At 52.4% G+C, this 16,941-nt stretch carries 18 protein-coding genes and 1 pseudogene; 11 read left to right on the top strand and 8 right to left on the bottom strand.

What is annotated here, in order from left to right:
- Positions 1 to 447: a putative toxin-antitoxin system toxin component, PIN family gene (locus CA13_RS08550; protein ID WP_146395531.1), complete on the bottom strand. Its 447-nt coding sequence runs from the start codon at positions 445 to 447 to the stop codon at positions 1 to 3.
- Positions 448 to 499: 52 nt separating this feature from the next.
- Between CA13_RS08550 and CA13_RS34880 the strand changes: the two genes are divergently transcribed.
- From CA13_RS34880 to CA13_RS08535, 4 genes are all read left to right on the top strand, one after another.
- Positions 500 to 652 (top strand): hypothetical protein, encoded by a 153-nt coding sequence (locus CA13_RS34880; RefSeq protein ID WP_419194100.1) that lies wholly within the window; start codon positions 500 to 502, stop codon positions 650 to 652.
- Positions 653 to 1,252: 600 nt separating this feature from the next.
- Positions 1,253 to 2,347 (top strand): type IV toxin-antitoxin system AbiEi family antitoxin, encoded by a 1,095-nt coding sequence (locus CA13_RS08545; RefSeq protein WP_146395529.1) that lies wholly within the window; start codon positions 1,253 to 1,255, stop codon positions 2,345 to 2,347.
- Entirely contained in the window at positions 2,344 to 2,892 is a 549-nt protein-coding gene (locus CA13_RS08540) for a hypothetical protein (protein WP_146395527.1), read from the top strand. Before CA13_RS08545 ends, CA13_RS08540 begins: the two co-directional genes overlap by 4 nt.
- Positions 2,893 to 3,213: 321 nt before the next feature.
- Entirely contained in the window at positions 3,214 to 6,480 is a 3,267-nt protein-coding gene (locus CA13_RS08535; RefSeq protein ID WP_146395525.1) for a GH116 family glycosyl-hydrolase, read from the top strand.
- Between the two features lie 118 nt (positions 6,481 to 6,598).
- Here the strand turns inward: CA13_RS08535 and CA13_RS08530 are convergent, their stop codons facing one another.
- A complete protein-coding gene (locus tag CA13_RS08530) occupies positions 6,599 to 6,949 on the bottom strand; it encodes a hypothetical protein (RefSeq protein WP_146395523.1) in 351 nt (116 codons plus the stop codon).
- A 12-nt stretch (positions 6,950 to 6,961) separates the two neighbouring features.
- Between CA13_RS08530 and CA13_RS36115 the strand changes: the two genes are divergently transcribed.
- On the top strand, positions 6,962 to 7,483 hold the full coding sequence (locus CA13_RS36115) for an MDR/zinc-dependent alcohol dehydrogenase-like family protein (RefSeq protein WP_146395521.1): 522 nt from the start codon (positions 6,962 to 6,964) through the stop codon (positions 7,481 to 7,483).
- The gene (locus CA13_RS08520) at positions 7,429 to 8,898 is read left to right on the top strand and encodes a hypothetical protein (RefSeq protein WP_146395519.1); all 1,470 of its coding nucleotides are present in this window, start codon (positions 7,429 to 7,431) and stop codon (positions 8,896 to 8,898) included. Before CA13_RS36115 ends, CA13_RS08520 begins: the two co-directional genes overlap by 55 nt.
- A 47-nt stretch (positions 8,899 to 8,945) precedes the next feature.
- On the opposite strand, the gene CA13_RS08515 is transcribed toward CA13_RS08520, so the two are convergent.
- Complete coding sequence (locus CA13_RS08515; protein ID WP_419194099.1) at positions 8,946 to 9,119, bottom strand: hypothetical protein; 174 nt, start codon at positions 9,117 to 9,119, stop codon at positions 8,946 to 8,948.
- 121 nt (positions 9,120 to 9,240) lie between these two features.
- Between CA13_RS08515 and CA13_RS08510 the strand changes: the two genes are divergently transcribed.
- The gene (locus CA13_RS08510; protein ID WP_146395517.1) at positions 9,241 to 9,612 is read left to right on the top strand and encodes a hypothetical protein; all 372 of its coding nucleotides are present in this window, start codon (positions 9,241 to 9,243) and stop codon (positions 9,610 to 9,612) included.
- Positions 9,609 to 9,929: pseudogene (locus CA13_RS08505) on the top strand (DUF2924 domain-containing protein); the annotation flags it as partial. The gene CA13_RS08510 and the pseudogene CA13_RS08505, both read left to right, overlap by 4 nt.
- Here CA13_RS08505 and CA13_RS08500 read toward each other — a convergent pair.
- A complete protein-coding gene (locus CA13_RS08500) occupies positions 9,924 to 10,313 on the bottom strand; it encodes a hypothetical protein (RefSeq protein ID WP_419194098.1) in 390 nt (129 codons plus the stop codon). The pseudogene CA13_RS08505 and the gene CA13_RS08500 sit on opposite strands and share 6 nt — an antisense overlap.
- 18 nt (positions 10,314 to 10,331) lie before the next feature.
- Positions 10,332 to 10,847: a TlpA disulfide reductase family protein gene (locus CA13_RS08495; RefSeq protein ID WP_146395513.1), complete on the bottom strand. Its 516-nt coding sequence runs from the start codon at positions 10,845 to 10,847 to the stop codon at positions 10,332 to 10,334.
- A gap of 608 nt (positions 10,848 to 11,455) precedes the next feature.
- Here CA13_RS08495 and CA13_RS08490 point away from each other — a divergent pair.
- From CA13_RS08490 to CA13_RS08480, 3 genes are read left to right on the top strand one after another with little or no spacing between them, the layout of a single operon-like run.
- On the top strand, positions 11,456 to 12,022 hold the full coding sequence (locus CA13_RS08490) for a DsrE/DsrF/DrsH-like family protein (RefSeq protein ID WP_419194097.1): 567 nt from the start codon (positions 11,456 to 11,458) through the stop codon (positions 12,020 to 12,022).
- 21 nt (positions 12,023 to 12,043) lie between these two features.
- Positions 12,044 to 12,283 (top strand): sulfurtransferase TusA family protein, encoded by a 240-nt coding sequence (locus CA13_RS08485; protein WP_146395509.1) that lies wholly within the window; start codon positions 12,044 to 12,046, stop codon positions 12,281 to 12,283.
- Between the two features lie 6 nt (positions 12,284 to 12,289).
- The gene (locus tag CA13_RS08480) at positions 12,290 to 14,833 is read left to right on the top strand and encodes a sensor domain-containing protein (RefSeq protein ID WP_146395507.1); all 2,544 of its coding nucleotides are present in this window, start codon (positions 12,290 to 12,292) and stop codon (positions 14,831 to 14,833) included.
- Positions 14,834 to 14,950: 117 nt separating this feature from the next.
- Here the strand turns inward: CA13_RS08480 and CA13_RS08475 are convergent, their stop codons facing one another.
- The 3 genes from CA13_RS08475 to CA13_RS08465 form a co-directional block, all read right to left on the bottom strand.
- Positions 14,951 to 15,733 (bottom strand): methyltransferase domain-containing protein, encoded by a 783-nt coding sequence (locus CA13_RS08475; RefSeq protein WP_146395505.1) that lies wholly within the window; start codon positions 15,731 to 15,733, stop codon positions 14,951 to 14,953.
- Positions 15,730 to 16,224, bottom strand: coding sequence for an RES family NAD+ phosphorylase (locus tag CA13_RS08470; RefSeq protein WP_146395503.1), 495 nt, complete (start codon positions 16,222 to 16,224; stop codon positions 15,730 to 15,732). The genes CA13_RS08475 and CA13_RS08470 overlap by 4 nt, the downstream gene beginning before the upstream one ends.
- A 230-nt stretch (positions 16,225 to 16,454) precedes the next feature.
- The gene (locus CA13_RS08465; protein WP_146395501.1) at positions 16,455 to 16,793 is read right to left on the bottom strand and encodes a helix-turn-helix domain-containing protein; all 339 of its coding nucleotides are present in this window, start codon (positions 16,791 to 16,793) and stop codon (positions 16,455 to 16,457) included.
- Positions 16,794 to 16,941: the final 148 nt, after the last annotated feature.

Genomic DNA, 16,941 nt, shown 5'->3' with positions numbered 1-16,941 from the left:
TCAATTCTCCAGGTCATAAATTGTTGTGAACTCAAGCGGCGTCATCACGACCCATCCGTGCTTAACGAGATCCAACTGCGCAAAATCGCGAACGTTATAGGTGACGATGATTGCAGTAGCGGCGATGGCGGCCTCGACGAACTTATTATCCGCTTCATCGAGCAGGTTCGGTCGCCAACTGAAATGGAGTTGAGTTTGGTGCGACAGCGAAATGAGATTCAAGATCAAATCAGCGTTCTGCTTCACCGTCAGTCCGGTCAGCTTTCTTGCCGCCAGCCGCCCCAAAACGTCTGCATACTCAGCCACTATGCCTTCGGTAAGCATGAGTGGAACTTGACGGCCAAGGACAGCCATCAGCACTCGGTATGCCAAGCTGCCTTCATGTCGACACGCTCCTGCGACCAAAACGTTCGTATCAAGAACGATGGGAGGGCAGGTGTTTTTCAACTTTGAACCTCAAATGCTGTTGCCACGAGTGATACCACATTGTGCTACACTAATGGCCTTTCGTCAAGCGGAATTTGCGGCAAGCTGCAGTGCATGGGTTGCCACCGAATCTGCGAAACCTGCTGTGAAGGCGGACGCGGCTGAGCATGTTCGTGTCAGGGAAACGAAACCCGGCGAGTTGGGCGACGTCATTTCTGGGTTATGAAGTCGTAGTATTTCGCAGTGATCGTGCATTCGTCTGCATGAATCTGACATGTGTTTTTCGCTGGGGTTTACCACTTTTTTGTAGGAGGGCGGTCAGAGTTCCGCTGTGGATAAACTGTGCGGAGAGACCTTTTGGAAGGAGTTCGGTTCGCACAAACTTCATAACCCGGCGGTCGGATTCTGCCGGAAGTTTTCGGCTGTTCATTAGGACGCTTGTTCAAAAACGGCGTGTTTTGCATTGTTTGAAGGTGTTCGGTTCGCTAGAGAGGTTTCGTTTTGCTCAGTTTAAGAGGTCTCTCGGAGGTCGCGCGCGTACCCAACTCCTTTCAAACTCTCTGACCGCTGGGTTATCGTGCATTTGTGAGAAACACCCGTGATTTGCCGGCTGAAACGGATCGACGAGAGAACTCGTAAGGTCATAACCTTAGGGTCGGAGAGGACAATTGCTCTCCCTTGGCAAAGTCGGTTCCAACGGCTGCGCTTACGGATATTCGATACTTTACTACGTAGTAAAGAGCTGCTTTTTAGTAAATTTGCCTTGGTGACTTTAATTAAATAGCTATATTTACTACGTAGTAAACTTCGCTCTTTCGGTATAAACATGGCCCAAGCCCCTCCACCCTTTGAGAAACTGCTGGCACAACTCCTTGCAGAGCTTGGGGCGTTTGACATTAAAGTCAGCCAGTCTGGGTCAAACTCTGGACGCGACTACCGAATCATGGGTCCTGCCAGACGGACGATGCATCTGCACGTATTCACTTACCAGCGTCTCACCCCGGCCACCGCCGATGCTGTTTTCCGCAGACTAAGGGACGAGAGCCAACAGGCGAAGGCTGAGCCAGTTTTGTATGCGTCGGTCGTATCTGATCGAACAGCGAAAATCGCCAAGGAATATGAAGTCTCCTTGGTCGACTTTGCCGGTAACTGTCACTTGGTATTCCCGGAATTCGGCATTTACGTTTCTCGATCTGGCGTTCGTAATCCGTTTGGCAAAACGATGTCTGGCAGGCTGAACGTCTTCTCGCCCAAATCGAGTCGAGTCGTTCGTGTCATGCTGCATGAACCATCGCGTGGTTGGCGACTTGGCGAATTGGCGGAGCACAGAGACGTGAGAATCAGCGGGGGCCTGATGTCGCGAATCAAGAAGTCGATGATCGACGAAGGGTACGCAGTCATGCATGACCGTCAACTGTTTCTGAAGCGATCCGAGGCATTGCTGCAGGATTGGGTGCAGCACTATCGCACCGACAAGCCAAAAGAAAATGGGTTCTATGTTCGCGGCGATGTAGAAGCCGTTGAATCCAAACTAGCCGCGTGGTTCGCTCACGCCAAAATTGAACACGCCCTTTCACATTTCTCAGCCGCCTGGCGGTTGGCTCCCGAAGTTCGATATTCGATCTCTAGCTTTCTGGTGTCCGCAGAAGCGCTCCAAGCGGACACTCTGGCGTCGCTTCGTGAAGCCTGTGGTGTGAGACGGGTGGATTCAGGTGCAAATCTTATCTTGCGAATTCCCAAAGACAAAAGCCACTTCAGTGGACGACTGGCAGAACCGTTGGAAACAACTTCGCATCTGCAGACCTACTTGGACCTGATGACATTAGAAGGCCGCGGAGAAGAAGCAGCGATGGCAATCTACGACGAGCATTTAGGACCAAGTCTTGAATCGGCGGATCATGCAGCAAGGAGTTTGGAATGAAACCTGAAGAAGCTGCCTTTCGAGTCATGTATCAAGCGATCAAGACAATTTCTGAGTGTGGTGAGCTGGTCATCGTTGGTGGTTGGGTACCCGATCTGCACTATCCCAAGCAAGGACACACGGGCTCGATTGACGTCGACATGGTGTTGGATCCCGATTCGTTCCCACCCGAAGTCAACTTGCACGATCATCTTCTACAAAGCGGTTACACCAAATCAAAAAAGCCAACTCCGACCCAATACCTGTACTCAGTTCCTGGCTTAGACAAAGATGTTGCGGTCGACCTGTTAACGACACCGCAGCACCGTGGGATCAAGACTCCTAGTATCGAAATTGGGGGCCTTAACATTGAAAGCCTGCCAGGGCTGGACCTCGCGCTGAAGTTCTCTACCACGTTCACCTATACTGAGTTGGTTGCTGTCTCGGCCAATTGTCTCAGGTGTCTCTGTTCGATAGGACCTCAAGGTTATATGCCAAAAAGTTCTATCGCTCATTTTCTGGTTCGCAGCAGCATGAAGCGGCTAGGTGCAAACCGTTTTCGTTAACCAGTAAACCGGTGATCGAACTGTCATTCCAGCACTTCGTTTCAGTTCCCTCATCCGGTAAAATGAAGTGATGCAAATGCAGCCCTACACATCCGATGAAGCTTTGGCGGTTCAGCTTGAGGGGTTGCGGCGCATGTCTCCGACCGAGCGAGTCATGAACTTGTCTGACACCGACGACTTGGTGCTCGCGTTGGGGCCAGTTGCCCGTTTGCTGCAAACTCTTGGAGTGCGGTTCTACATTGGCGGCAGCGTTGCCAGTTCTTTTCACGGTGCTGTTCGTTCGACGATGAACCCATTTCGTTCAAGGGGTGGAATAATAAGATGAAAATGAAAAACACGATGACAAGAAGAATCCTGCTTGTGTTGGCGGGCAGTTTGTTCGCAATGATCAACCAAGCTGTCGCAATGGAGCCTGTGGTCGATGACGAAGCAGCTCTATTTGATTTTGAGAGCGGAGACCTAACGGGCTGGAAGTTTGTGTCCGGGAAGTTTGGCGAAATCGTTTCCGACCGTGCGACGTTTCATGGTAGTAAAGAGCCGTACAATCACCAGGGAAAGTGGCATCTTTCCACGCTTGATGGGCCGTCAGGAACCAAGAGCGATGCGTATGTCGGAGAGTTACGTTCCGACACGTTTAAAGTAACCTCGGCCCGTGTCAACTTTCTGGTCGGCGGTGGAAGTCGCGGCGTTTACGTGGCGCTCTGTACCGAGGACGGGACGGAGGTACGGCGGGAAACCGGCGGTAACGCTCAAGAAATGGAGCGGATTGTTTGGAGTATCCCCGAGTTGGTTGGAGAAGAGGTGTTTCTGAAAATCGTCGATCGCGGCACCGGGGGATGGGGGCACATTACGTTTGATGATTTTAGAAAGGGCGGGGACGCGCTTGCCGTAAAAGTCAGAGTGAAGCCAGTTCTTCCGGTGATCCCAGAGGATAAAAATCTGTCGGCGGAATGGATAAAGGCTCTCTCTACCCGCGGTACGCCCGAGGTGTTCAGTGGAAATGAGCTGAATTACGTCGGGTTGCCGATTGGGGGCATTGGCTGTGGACAGCTTTATCTTTCAGGAGATGGCCGCCTCTGGTTGTGGGATATTTTTAAGAGCAACTACACACGTGAAAACGTTGGCGGTCTCAAGCTCAGCTTAATGACCATGAACGGCCACTATACCGAACCGGTCGATTCCAAAACCGGCACTTATAGTCAACGCAATGGCGCCGACGTAGAGCAGGGCTTTGCCATTCGGATCAAGCAGAAAGATGCCGTCGAAGTACGTTCGCTCGATTCGCAGGGTTTTCCGGGGGTTACCTTTCGTGGTGAGTATCCGATCGGTCGTGTCACGTACGCGGATCCGCAATGTCCGGTACAGGTTGAGTTGGAGGCCTTTTCTCCGTTTATACCATTGAGCGCGAAGGACTCATCGCTACCGGCGACTGTGTTGGCTTACACCGTTACGAACACCGCCAAGGAACCCGTCGAAGTGGATTTGATGGGTTGGTTGCAGAATGCCACGTGTCCGTATGATGACGTGGCAGATCGGGGGCAGCGGCGCAATACCCTCATCCAACAGCAGGGCCTTGTGACACTCCACCAAACCGTTGAGCCCGCCGCGGGGAAAGGACTCGAAACGCATCATGGCTACGGTTCGATGGCGCTCAGCTTGATCGACCCGGCCCGCGACCCGGCCCGCGACGGGCTCCTCGGAGCGCCAGAGGCCAAGCTGCCGTTAAGCCAAGAGGCATTTACTAAAACGTTTGAGCAAGCGTCTGAACAAGCTGGTTCGGTTTCACATGCACTCGACAAGCCGCTGGTGGGGACGTTAGGGCAATCGTTGACGTTGGCTGCCGGTGAGAGTCGCCAAGTTCAGTTTTTGCTGACTTGGTATTTCCCTCTGCATCAAAAGAAGGAGGGACAGTCTCGAGACATGGCTGTGGTCGAGGATTTTTCTACGATTAACCGTCACTATGCACCGTTGTTTTCCAGTGCTGCCGACGTCGCTCAGAAAATTGAAAAAGATTTTGACCGACTGGCAGGCGGGACCCGACGTTGGAACCAAACCTGGTATGACTCAACGCTGCCTCACTGGCTGTTGGATCGCACATTTATTCCGATCAACTGTTTGGCGACTCAGACCTTTCATTGGTTTGACAACGGTCGCCCTTGGGGGTGGGAAGGCGTTGATTCTTGCCCGGGAACTTGTACTCACGTTTGGAGTTATGCGCAGGGGATGGGGCGGATTTTCCCGGAGTTCGAGCGATATTTACGCGAGCATGTGGACTACGGTGTTGCGATGAACGGCAGTGGAGGCATTGCCTACCGGGGGCAACGCGGTAAATCTGCAGCGACCGATGGACAGGCGGGCACGATTCTGCGCACCTTGCGTGAACACCAGATGTCCGCCGATCCAGAGTTTCTCAAACGCGTTTGGCCAAAGACGAAGAAGGCCATTGAATACCTTCTTCGGCAAGACCCTGAGCAACAGGGTGTGCTGGAAGGCTCTCAGCGGCACACGCTTGATGCGTCCTGGGATGGGCCGATGGGGTGGATTTCGTCGTTGTATTGCGCGGCCCTGCGTGCCGGATCCCAGATGGCCGAGGAGATGGGGGATGACGCGTTTGCCAAGACCTGTACGGACGTGGCGGATCGCGGTATGAAAAATATCGTTGAACAAGTTTACAACGGTGAATACTTCATTCATCGGCCGCCCAATTTCGATCGGATCAATACCAATGTCGGGAGCCATATCGATCAAGTTCTCGGTCAGTCATGGGCATGGCAGGTTGGGTTGCCCCGTGTGTTGCCGAAGCAGGAAACTGATTCCGCGCTCAACGCGCTTTGGAAATATAATTTCACTCCGGATGCCGGAGGCTATGCCCGCAAGCACACCTTTATCAAGGGAGCACGTGTTTATGCGGATGTGGGTGAGGCCGGTATGATTATGACCGCTTGGCCCCAAGGCGGTAGTGACGTCGCCGTGCCGGGGATGGAACGCCGCAAAGAAGACTTCAAAACTTGGCTTGGTGCGGGCGGCTATTTTGACGAGTGCATGACCGGGTTCGAATATCAGGTTGCATCGCACATGATCTATGAAGGCAAACCGGATAGTGAAGCGGTACAACGTGGTTTGGCTGTGGCTCGTGCGATCCACGATCGTTATGGTGCAGCAAAACGAAATCCTTACAACGAAATCGAATGCGGCGACCACTATTCGCGGGCAATGGCCGCCTACGGCGTTTTCTTAGGCGTGTGCGGGTTTGAATACCACGGTCCGAAGGGCGAGATCGGTTTTGCGCCGCGTCTGACTCCGGAAGATTTCCGTGCCGCATTCACAGCCGCAGAAGGATGGGGCACGTATAGCCAAACGATTGGCCAGAAACAGATGCAGGCCACGCTAAGGCTGAGCAGCGGTAGCCTGTCCCTGCAAACAATACGTCTGGATCCGCAGGGCATGGATAGGAAGCAGGTTGCCGTCATCTGTAATGGAAAGAGGGTGAACGCAACCGTACAAATGAATCAAGGCACCGCCGTGGTTCAGCTCAAGGCCCCCGTTCGAATTGCCACGGGGCAGGAGCTGGTGATTACTTTAGAGTGAGCTGCAAATGAAACTCCCCGAATGGGAAGTAAGGAGAAACGATAACTGATACTGATTTGCTTCCCCGGTGAAGGCCAAGAGAAATGGAAACCGTCCGCTGCTTCCACTTGTCCGGCGATTAGATGCACCTGAACCGAGGCTGATCTGTCTGCCTGCTGTCAATTTCAAAGACTTCCGAAAGCTCATCGATCGTTTCGATCGTGATTTCGCCAGAATCGTGATTGAAAACGACTCGTTCAATGACATCTGGCAATCGCCTCTGTTGCAGTCGTTCGTCCAGATCGCTCCATTGCTTCCGGAAGGTTAGCGGTATTTCGGATTCTTTATCCTCGACATCCGCCAGCACGTTGCAAACGAATCGCTCAAGATTGTACTGGCCAATTCCCGCTCCAGGACACGGTGGCCTTCCGCCGGCGTTGAACCGGCATCCGGCGAAATGAACTGATGCAAATGCAGCTCTTCTCAGCATCAGAAAGTTGGTATGTCAAAACAGTTGTTCGATCTCACAAACAAAACAGCGCTGATCACGGGTTCGTCACAGGGGATTGGGTTTGCTCTCGCCCGGGGACCTGCATCGGCTGGTGTCGTTATGCAACTGGGGCTTGGTGGTGATATGATGATTGCAATGCAAACGATAACCGTAAAAGAGCTGGATTTGAGGGGCTCATTTCGATTTCATGAAGAATTTGGAATGGCGGTCAGCTTGATGCAGCAAGGCATCATTGATGTAAAACCGTTGCTTTCCCATACGGTTTCATTTGAGGATGCGGCTAGGGGGTTTGAGCTTGCAAATGATCGAAGCCAAGCGATGAAAACCCAGATCCGATTTTCCTGGGTCAACTTCTCAAGTAGTTTACGATTTGTTGCTCGGAGTCGTCGTTTCTTCAACCAACCAAATGTCCTATCACCCCACCACACAAAACAGACAACAAGCAGAAAGCTCACACTATGGCGATTAGATTTTCAATCATTATCGGCGTCGCGATGTTCACGTCTCCACTGAGCGCGAGGCTGTATGGACAAGAGGCCGCTTCCGTTATTACGGTCGATATGGAACATGCGATCAAAGATGACATCAAGCAGCAACCGGCGGCGGCGAATCTCTGCTGGCTGCTTACTAATGACGACTATCGGTCTCCTGGGGCGATGTCTTTCGAAGAAGCAGTGAAGGAGCTCGGGTGCGGATCCCTTCGATTTCCATATGGGCACTTGGCCGACAACTACCTTTGGCACACGCCTCCTTTCGAGGAGACCAGTCAAGGCCTTCGCCCGAAGGTTGCGGCCAGGTCACAAGCTCCCGGAGCCTGGGACTGGGCGATCGATAGTGAAGGCGGCTTCAAATCGGCCATGGATTTCGATGGGTACATGCAGCTCTGCTCGAAGCTGGAGATAGAGCCGCTCGTCGTCGTCAACGTTTTCGCCTGCAAATACAAAGGGGGCCCGTCCTACGAAGAACTCAAGACCACGGCCGTCGAGTGGGTGAAGTACGCAAAACGCAAGAACTACCATGTCGCCTACTGGCAAATCGGAAACGAGGTGGACCACCACAAAGATCGGATGACGCCGAAGGAATATGTCGACTGTTACCTCGATTTCGTGAAGGTGATGAAGGAGGTGGATCCTTCCATCCGCGTCGGTCCTGGAATTCTTAGCAGCACGAGCTACTTCGACGCGATTGTTTCCCGATCGCCTGATCTCATCGATTTCGTATCCTGTCACCAATACATGTACGCCTATCAGAAGAAGTGCGCCAGCTACACGCTCTGGAAACAGTGCGATGAGCAGTTCATCCCCAACGTCGAAAAGATGCAACATGCGGTGACCCGTTCGGCGAACCCGGAGATGGAGATCGTCATTACCGAAACTGGTGTAACGCCCGCGAATGAGACCCTGGGACGGATCAACAATACGTACAAGGCTCTGTGGTGGTTTGAAGTGCTGATGAACGAACTTGCGGTGAAGAACGTCTCGTACGTCTACTACTGGGGCGCTCACAGCCCATGGAGCGGCCCGCGCGATTCGAACAGCGACGTCGGAGTCCTTCTCCGGGTGGATAGTAACGAACGGAAACCGACGGGTGAAATCGTTCGACTGGTGAATCGCTCAATGCTTCAGCGGATGCTCGAATGCACTCGGGTATCCGGAGACGTTCGTGCATATGCCACGGCAGACGCAACGGGCCGCCAACTGAATTTGTTCCTGTTGAACAAGAATACGGACTCGGAACAGGTTGCCATCAAGCTTCGAAACGACTCTGAGCAGAGCAGGACTTTTCAGCGAACGGTCTTCCTGGGGAAGTCGCCCGACGATCGTGCGCCCGTATACGAGACATCCCCGAGCGTCAGAACAGACAAAGACGCCATGGACCTGCAGTTGCCTCCCCTGTCGATAACTTTCTTGAACCAAACCGCGCGGTGATGAAACTCAGCGGCGGTTGCGATCACGAGATCGCCCGTTTCGTTTTGTCATTTATCCGGCTGCATCGCAATCACCCCAAGCTTCGCTGCGATGATATTGGGACTCACTGGGATGTTTTTTTCGGTTGATCGGATCTCGCCTGCCCAGCTCCAGATCGAACCAAGCATGTCACGGTAGAGTCCGAGAAGCCAATCAAAATTGAACCGGGCGTTCTTTCTCAAAGCGGTTGCATCTCTCGTCGCGAAAAGCTGGTTAACGTCATCCACCCTTCTCCTAAATAACCCTGAGGGCCGGACCGTTTCGTTCGGTTCGCTAGGGATTCTCGGGAAGAGGATGGGTTATATGGCGTTGAATAATGTGCAGCCTGCTGAGCAGGTGAGGAAGCTGGCGAAATTGCTCGGCATGGCGGCGATTCGCCTAAAGCGGGGGCAGATCGCAAAGAGTTTGGAAAGTTCTCGCGAGATCGGCGAATCAACGCTTGAGATTTCTTCGCAGTCAGTGATCACTGTGTCTCGCGGCAACGATCTCGCAACGGGCGAGACCGGCTGCAGTGATGGCTTACACAGCAAGGGTGATCCACTTGAGCGAAAAACAACGCGAAGCGATCGCGACCATTTTGGCGCGGGCGATTCGACGAACTTTGGACAAGAAGGCGGCGAAGTCTGCCAAACAGAAAACAATCTCAAAACCAAACGACGCGGAGGTGACAAATGAGTCCTAGCGCAAGTTTGGAGATCGCGAGACTGGCTGACTTAACGATCGATCAACTGGTCGACAAATACGCAGAATTTCACAACGAGCAATGCCGCTCACGAAACCGACGCTTCCTTGTTCGCCGCATCGCTTGGCGGATTCAAGCCAACGAGGAAGGCGGACTTAGCGACCGAGCGTTGCTTCGTGCTGGCCCGATCGCCGACGAATCATTGATCCGCGTGACCCCGCCGAAGCCGAAAGTGGGCGGCGATGTGGTCCGCACCAAAGCACCAGACGGATGGGACATGCGAATTCCTCCGCCCGGTCAGCGGTTAGAGCGACACTACAAAGGCAAGTTGCACTTCGTGAACGTACTGACCGACGGTTTTAAGTATCAAACGTGCAACTTGGTTCAGAGCCCGGGGGCTATCGAAGTATTCTTCGACCTGAGCGGCGGCTGCTTTGTTGAATTCCTCCATCTGGTTGCCCTGAAGAAGAAAACTCATGCGAATTTGTTTGACCAGTTTGTGTTCCGGCAGCTTGGCCAGAATTTCGTCACAGAGTTTAACGGCGGTCTTGAAATCGCGGGCAATCATTGCGGCGTTAAGCTTGGGCATGTACTCTTCCACAAAGCGTTCTGCATCGGCGTCTGCAATGAATTGCGCTCGTGCCGCAGACGAATCCCACGATCCGTCAACGATTTGCGTCAGAGCGGCATCCATGGTCGCGGGGTGACCGATTCATTCAATGTTGCCGGAAGTGCCGACGACAAACGCTGCCGGAATCCCCCTTCGATTGGCTGCCTGTATGTATGCATTATTGGTTGCATCGTTGTCATCCAGCGCAATCCGGTACGTCAGTACTTCGGACCAGGTCTTACCGTCAATGCCTGGCGATTCACGATCCAGAAACAGAGCCACTTTTTCTTCGTCTTCTCGAGTCACGCCGATGAACTTGACTTTGTCTCCGTATTCCGATTGAAGTTGTGCCATGTGAGGCATGCCTTTCACGCACGGTCCACACCATGTGGCCCAGAATTCGACGACATCGACCTGCCCCTTCTCGATTTCTTCCGCCGGTTCACCCTGCATCCATTTGGCGATCGAGATCCGTGGAGCGGGTGACCCCGGTCCGAACAAGTGTTCTGCCGCGTCTGAGGTTGCCGGAGATTCCGCGACCGATGCATCGGTGTTGGTGTCCGTTTCTTGGGATTCAGATTCCTGGGTGCCTGGTGTTGAATTGCCTGACGGTTCCACCGTAGGTAGGCAAGCAGTCGAAGCTTCAGCTGCCGTAAACTTCGGAGCACTTGCGCTGGGAGGAGCATCAAAGTATTCAGATAGGTCAAGAACTTCATCTGAATCGCGTTGCGGCGAATCGCTTCACGAACGCGGCGCTGATGGGCGTTCCCCCGGAACTTAAACTTGATTATGTATGCAAGTCGCTGCGGGTTCGACTTCTTCCCTCAGTAATCCGTTGATCATGGCGAGCGTCTTTTTACGAGGGATGTTCGCTGACATTTTGATCATGCTTAGGTTGCGATTCAGCTCGGCGCGATATTTTTCACCAACATGTTCTGAAATACTCGATCTCGAGTCCAGACACGCGGATGTTATGCATTCTACAGACAACCGAAAAAGTCCTGTATTCCACTAAGCGTGACCTATGTTTTTGTAGCCATCGTAGGGACTGCATCTCTGGTGCACGCAGTCCAGTTGAGAGCCCCCTGGGAAGCGACAAGGTCATCGGCCACAGACGCTTGTTCTCTTGTTGGCAGATTAGCCGGCCTCAACGCTGGAATGTCAAGCAAACGTCGATGACGGACGTCTCGGAGAAACCAATGTCACATTTTCAATGCGAACAAATAATGACCGACCTGCTCGCTGAAACAACGGTTGATCGTACAGCAGAATTGGCAAGACGCGTCGATGCATTAGAGCGGCGTCTAACCAGCAAAGAAAACACTCTTAGCCTAGTGGTCTTTAGCAACGAATTCGACAAGCTCATGGCGGCGTTCACGATCGCAACGGGAGCTGCCGCGTGCGGGATGAAGGTGTCAATGTTCTTCACGTTCTGGGCGACCGCAGCTCTGAAGAAACAAGGCCGTCAAGCAGGAGGGAAAAGCATCGTCGAGCGGATGTTTGGCTGGATACTGCCCGGTGGTTTTAAGAAGCAGAAGCTCTCAAAACTCGACATGGCTGGAATGGGACGATGGATGATGGGTCGGGAGATGGATCGCAAAAACATTGCCAGCCTGGAAGAACTCGTCGCGTCGGCTGATGAACTCGGTGTTCAGATCGGTGTCTGTGAAATGGCGATGTCTCTCATGGGCATCCGACCTGAAGAACTCATCAACTATTCCGACCTAGACTACTGCGGTGTTGCCACCATGTTGGATCGATCGAGTGAATCCAATACCACACTGTTTATTTAACATGCTCAAGGGGCAAACGAAATGACGAACGTTAGCGAAATCGATTTGACGGGAATGAAGTGTCCCATGCCAATCGTTCACTTGACTAAACTAATGAAGACTCTAGATGACGGCGATGAAGTGACCGCTTTCGCGACCGACCCGGCTTTTTGTTTAGATGTCGAGGCTTGGTGCAAACGGACGGGGCACGAACTCGTTGAACTCGTGAACTCCGAAAACCGCGTGTCGGCAAAAATCTGCAAGACCGAAACACAGGAGTGACTAAGAATGTGCATTCCGAACGATCCGTTGAGGCAACTCGAAAATCTGATCACAGGCATTGAGGCATCGGTTTCGGACGAGCTAAGTGTTGCATTTTCTATACTGAAGGAGCAACTTGTGCCTGGTTGCCACTCGATCCAGAGAACAGAGAAGACGCAAGCAGAAGCCATCCTCAACGCGACTTTGACCATCGAAAAACTTGAGGAATCGCTAACGGCAATGCGAGACGAGTTGAATCACGCTCGAAAGGAACGTGACAACTCAGAAACCAAGGGCAAGATGATGGCAGACGCGCAAGCCGAAGCGATCGTTAATTCCGCTGAGATTATATCCGAGCTTGAGGAAACTAAGCTGTGCCTGAAAGCGGCGCACGAGGCGGAAAGGGATTCGAAGATCGCCGCAGAGCGACTGATTGGGTTCGGGAACATTCTGGATGAGTCCGACAATGAAATCTACATTTTTGACTGTCAGTCATTGCGATTCGTCTTTGCGAACCAAGGGGCTAGGAAAAACCTTGGGTACACGATCGACGAACTTCGCGAGATGACTCCGGTGGACATCAAGCCCGACCTGGAAATGGACGGTTTGGAGCTCCAGCTTTATCCGTTGCGAAACAAACAAGCTAGCTCACTCCGTTTTTCAACCGTTCATATTCGCAAGGATGGCACGCGTTACCCGGTTGAAGTTCATCTTCACCGCTCTATCTATGAGGAGCGCCCCGTCTTCGTCGCGGTGATCCTCGACACAACCGAGAAAGTACAGGCTGAGGAAGAACTTCGAACGCTCTCAGTGACCGTGGAGCAGAGCCCGGCATCGGTCATGATCACAGACCTCGACGGAAATATCGAGTATGTCAATCCGATGTTTACGAAGGTGACGGGAATCTCGCGTGATCAAGCCCTTGCACAGGATTGTTGGGGGTTGCTAGCGAACATGCTTCCCACGCACCGCTGCAAGGAACTACGACAGAAGATTTGTGCAGGCGAGGTTTGGCGTGGTGAGATCGAAAGCAAGAATCAGAACGGTGAACCATTTTGGGAATTAGCGTCGATCTCCCCGATCCGAAACGCAAGTGGTGACATCATTCGATTCCTGGCAACCTTTCAAGATGTAACGTACAGCAAAATGCTGATGCAAAAGATGGAACATCTGGCGTTTCACGATTCCCTGACCGGTTTGCCAAATCGCAGTTCGATACTTCAGACCATTCAGAGGGCGATCGATAGCAAGAAAAGAAGCCAATACGCTGTTCTGTTCATGGACTTCGATCGCTTTAAGCTGATTAATGACAGTCTCGGCCACAAGGCCGGCGACGAACTGCTGCGTCAGATGTCTGAGCGCCTTCGCCGAAGCCTACGTAACACGGACCATGTCGCTGCGGCGCGCTTGGGCGGCGATGAATTTGTTGTTTTCCTAAACAATCTCAGCGACTTGGACAGGGCTGGCAGAGTGGCTGAGAGACTGCTTCAAACGTTTTCCGAAAGCTACCAGCTTTGTGGAAACACTGTCCACTCGACAGTCAGCATCGGAATTGTGACCAACGAACAACAATATCAGTCGGCCAACGACATGCTTCGCGATGCGGACCTTGCCATGTATGAGGCAAAGTCGCAAGGGAGAGGATGCTATGCTCTCTTCGACCAGTCGATGCACGAAAGAGCGGAAACACGTATGCGGATCGAAGGTGATCTGCGGATGGCGATTCAGCGTGATGAGTTTGTGCTGCATTACCAACCGATCGTGGATCTTGAGTCAGGTCACCTCGAAGGCGTTGAGACACTCGTGCGTTGGAACAATCGTGATCGCGGCTTGGTGCAACCGAACGATTTTATTTCCATTGCCGAAGAAACGCGGCTGATTATTCCTATAGGAGAGTGGATTCTCAAAGAAGCCTGTCGTCAGTTTGCGGAGTGGCGAAGGACCCTGGGCGAACATGCCCCGCCCTGCTTTCATGTCAATGCCTCTCGTTTGCAGATGTTAAATCCTGGTTTTGTGGAGATGGTGACAGACTGCCTGTATGAGAACGACATCCCGTCGCAATGTTTGCATTTGGAGATCACTGAGAGCGTCCTCATCCAGGAGCCGGGAACGATCGTCCGCACCCTGGATGCACTGCGCGATGTCGGTGTGCTAATCGACATCGATGATTTTGGCACAGGATACTCGTCGCTATCGTGCCTGCACGAGTTCCCGATAGACGTTTTGAAGATCGATCGAGTCTTCGTCAACAACATGCGCTCGGTTAAGGATGCCGCCGCTCTGTTACACGTAATTCTAACGCTTGCGGACGACCTGGATCTACAGGTGATTGCCGAAGGAGTGGAAACGCCGGAGCAGCTCGCGACTCTACAATCCATGGGATGCCAGTACGCTCAAGGTTTCTTCTTTTCGAAACCACTTGCAGTGGACGAATTTGAAGCCTTTGCCATGAAGGCAGCCAACGGATTGAACGTCGTCGACTCCCCTGCCACACCAGCGTTGTTCGCAGGATACCAGAACACTGACACATGCCTGATCCCCGTGCTGGACGCTCTACACATTGAAGCCTGAAGAGAAGGAAGGCCAGTTCTGCAGCGTGTTTCCGTACAAAACGCACGTGCAGTTGTCGTTTGCCAACGGCGTAGGTCTTCGCGGCTAAAAAAACTTCGATATCGGTAGTTTTTAGAGTCAAGCGACTTTGGGATAGGAAAGAAGATCTAAATGTGGAACGCGGAGTTGAAGTTCACCCGATTGAAATTGCTCAATCCGCCGACACTCCCAGGCATCCACGTCAATGGAAACTCGCATTAATCTCGCTCTACGTGCCACGCCTGCTATCACGCTTTTCATCAATGCCAGGTCGTTGTGCCGGAGTTCCCAACTGCTATCTGCAATCTCGACCACGCACCCTAGCCTTTCCAGTTCTCTTACCAAGAAACCGGTTGCTTCCGTTCCTACGGCGGGACCAAAGCCTTGATCGCTTTGCTGATGGCTTGAAATTGCTTGCTGAATTGGTTTGTCGTCACGATCTTGCGGATCCAACTGGAAGACGCCTGAAGTTGTCATGGCGATCAGTAGCGGCGTATCGAAGAAATGGTTCGCAAAGTCGACGATCCATTTGTTGGAGGTCATGTCCAAAAATGCTGATGCAGTGACAGCGACGCCGCTACCTTTTGGGACTCCACAGAGATTAGCGGATAAATCCAGTCGTTCGAAACTCACATTGTCTGTCGGCAGACTTGAGGCAGCTTGCTCTAGAAGTATGGAATCATTGTCGATGCAGAGCCACTTCATCGACGTTCTAAAAAACCGTGAAAGGTATCGGTAGTTCGCGCCTGTACCACATCCCAAATCGACGACCAACGCATCTGGGCTGGTAATCTCTGCAAACGCAGCTGCCAATCGCTCGCTTCGTGAGCGAGGATCGCACCTTTCCCGAAGTGAAAGCCAATCGTTCTGAGAATAACTCAAATTACCAATTCCTGATTACAGAGGCATCGGCTCATCGTATCCATCTTCCATTCTTCCTTAAATCCGCGATACGCGTCAAACAGATTCACGATCTTCAGGTCTCGCTTCACTCTAAATCTTGCCACAGATAAGTACGATCCTATCCACGGTCGCATTTCTTTCACTGCGATCTCCGGTGAAATGGAGGCGTAGAAAATTGCCTTGTAATCTGCGTTGGCTCTTCCTGCTCGGACATGATTGTTTTCGGGGAGCATTCTCTTCTTTCCGTGACACTGGAGTGGTTGCGGATGTTCGTCCCAGTCCGTTTGCCGCCATCCGTGTTGCGCTCGATACAGATTCGAGCCTTTTTGCAGAGTTACCACTCGTGGTTTGACGCTCTTTCGGATTCCGTTTAGGAACGCATTTGCCGTATCATCGACAACAAACTGATTGCCGGAAACAACCGAATTCCGGAAGTCCATATACTCTGATTTGAAGTGTTTACCGGGCATTCTCGAAACTCATCTGAACTTCTCGTAAAAGGCAAACCTCGACTGATTCTGGCGAATCCTTCTGCATTACCTATTGGCGTTTTCCAAGTCCTTGACGCGCGCCCTGCCATTCGTTTAGTCGGGCAGTCGCCAGTATTACGACAATTTGCGGTTGCAATACGATCCGATAATGCCGGACCGTGTAAGTCGATGCATCCTTCCAGCGACGAGTTCGGCAAAACCGGTTCGAGTTACTTCTTGCCGGTTCGAATGGCTTGGGCTGCGACGCTTCGCAAGGTTGTATCGTCACACTTCGCGAGCAAACGAAAAACATCGGGCTGCTCAAGGATTCGGCGGGCGATGGATTTCGGAATCCGGCCGGCCATTAGCAACAGTTCGTCTTCATCTCCATCCAGTGTTTCGGCCAGCTTGTGGATCAAAGCTTCAGACGGCGAGTCACCGAAATCGAGTTTGCTGTTCTCGACTTTGCTTAGATAACTGAAGCCAACCCCGACCATCGGTGCCAACGTGCGCAATGAATAGCCTTTGAACTTGCGAAGCTCACGGATTTTGTTGCCGAAGACTTTCATGTTTGTAGCCTGCTTGTTTGCGGTGCTCTGATAGCATACGATTGTAGCAGTGAAAAGGCAACACTACGAAAGGGGCATGCACGGCCGGACACGGTCGACTTATCACTTTCGTCATTCCTTCCTCGGCGACTTTTGTCCTTCCTTCCTC

This window comes from Novipirellula herctigrandis (assembly GCA_007859835.1).
In the GTDB taxonomy this organism is placed as follows: Bacteria; Planctomycetota; Planctomycetia; order Pirellulales; family Pirellulaceae; genus Novipirellula_A; species Novipirellula_A herctigrandis.
This window is presented reverse-complemented; position numbering and strand designations above follow the sequence as displayed.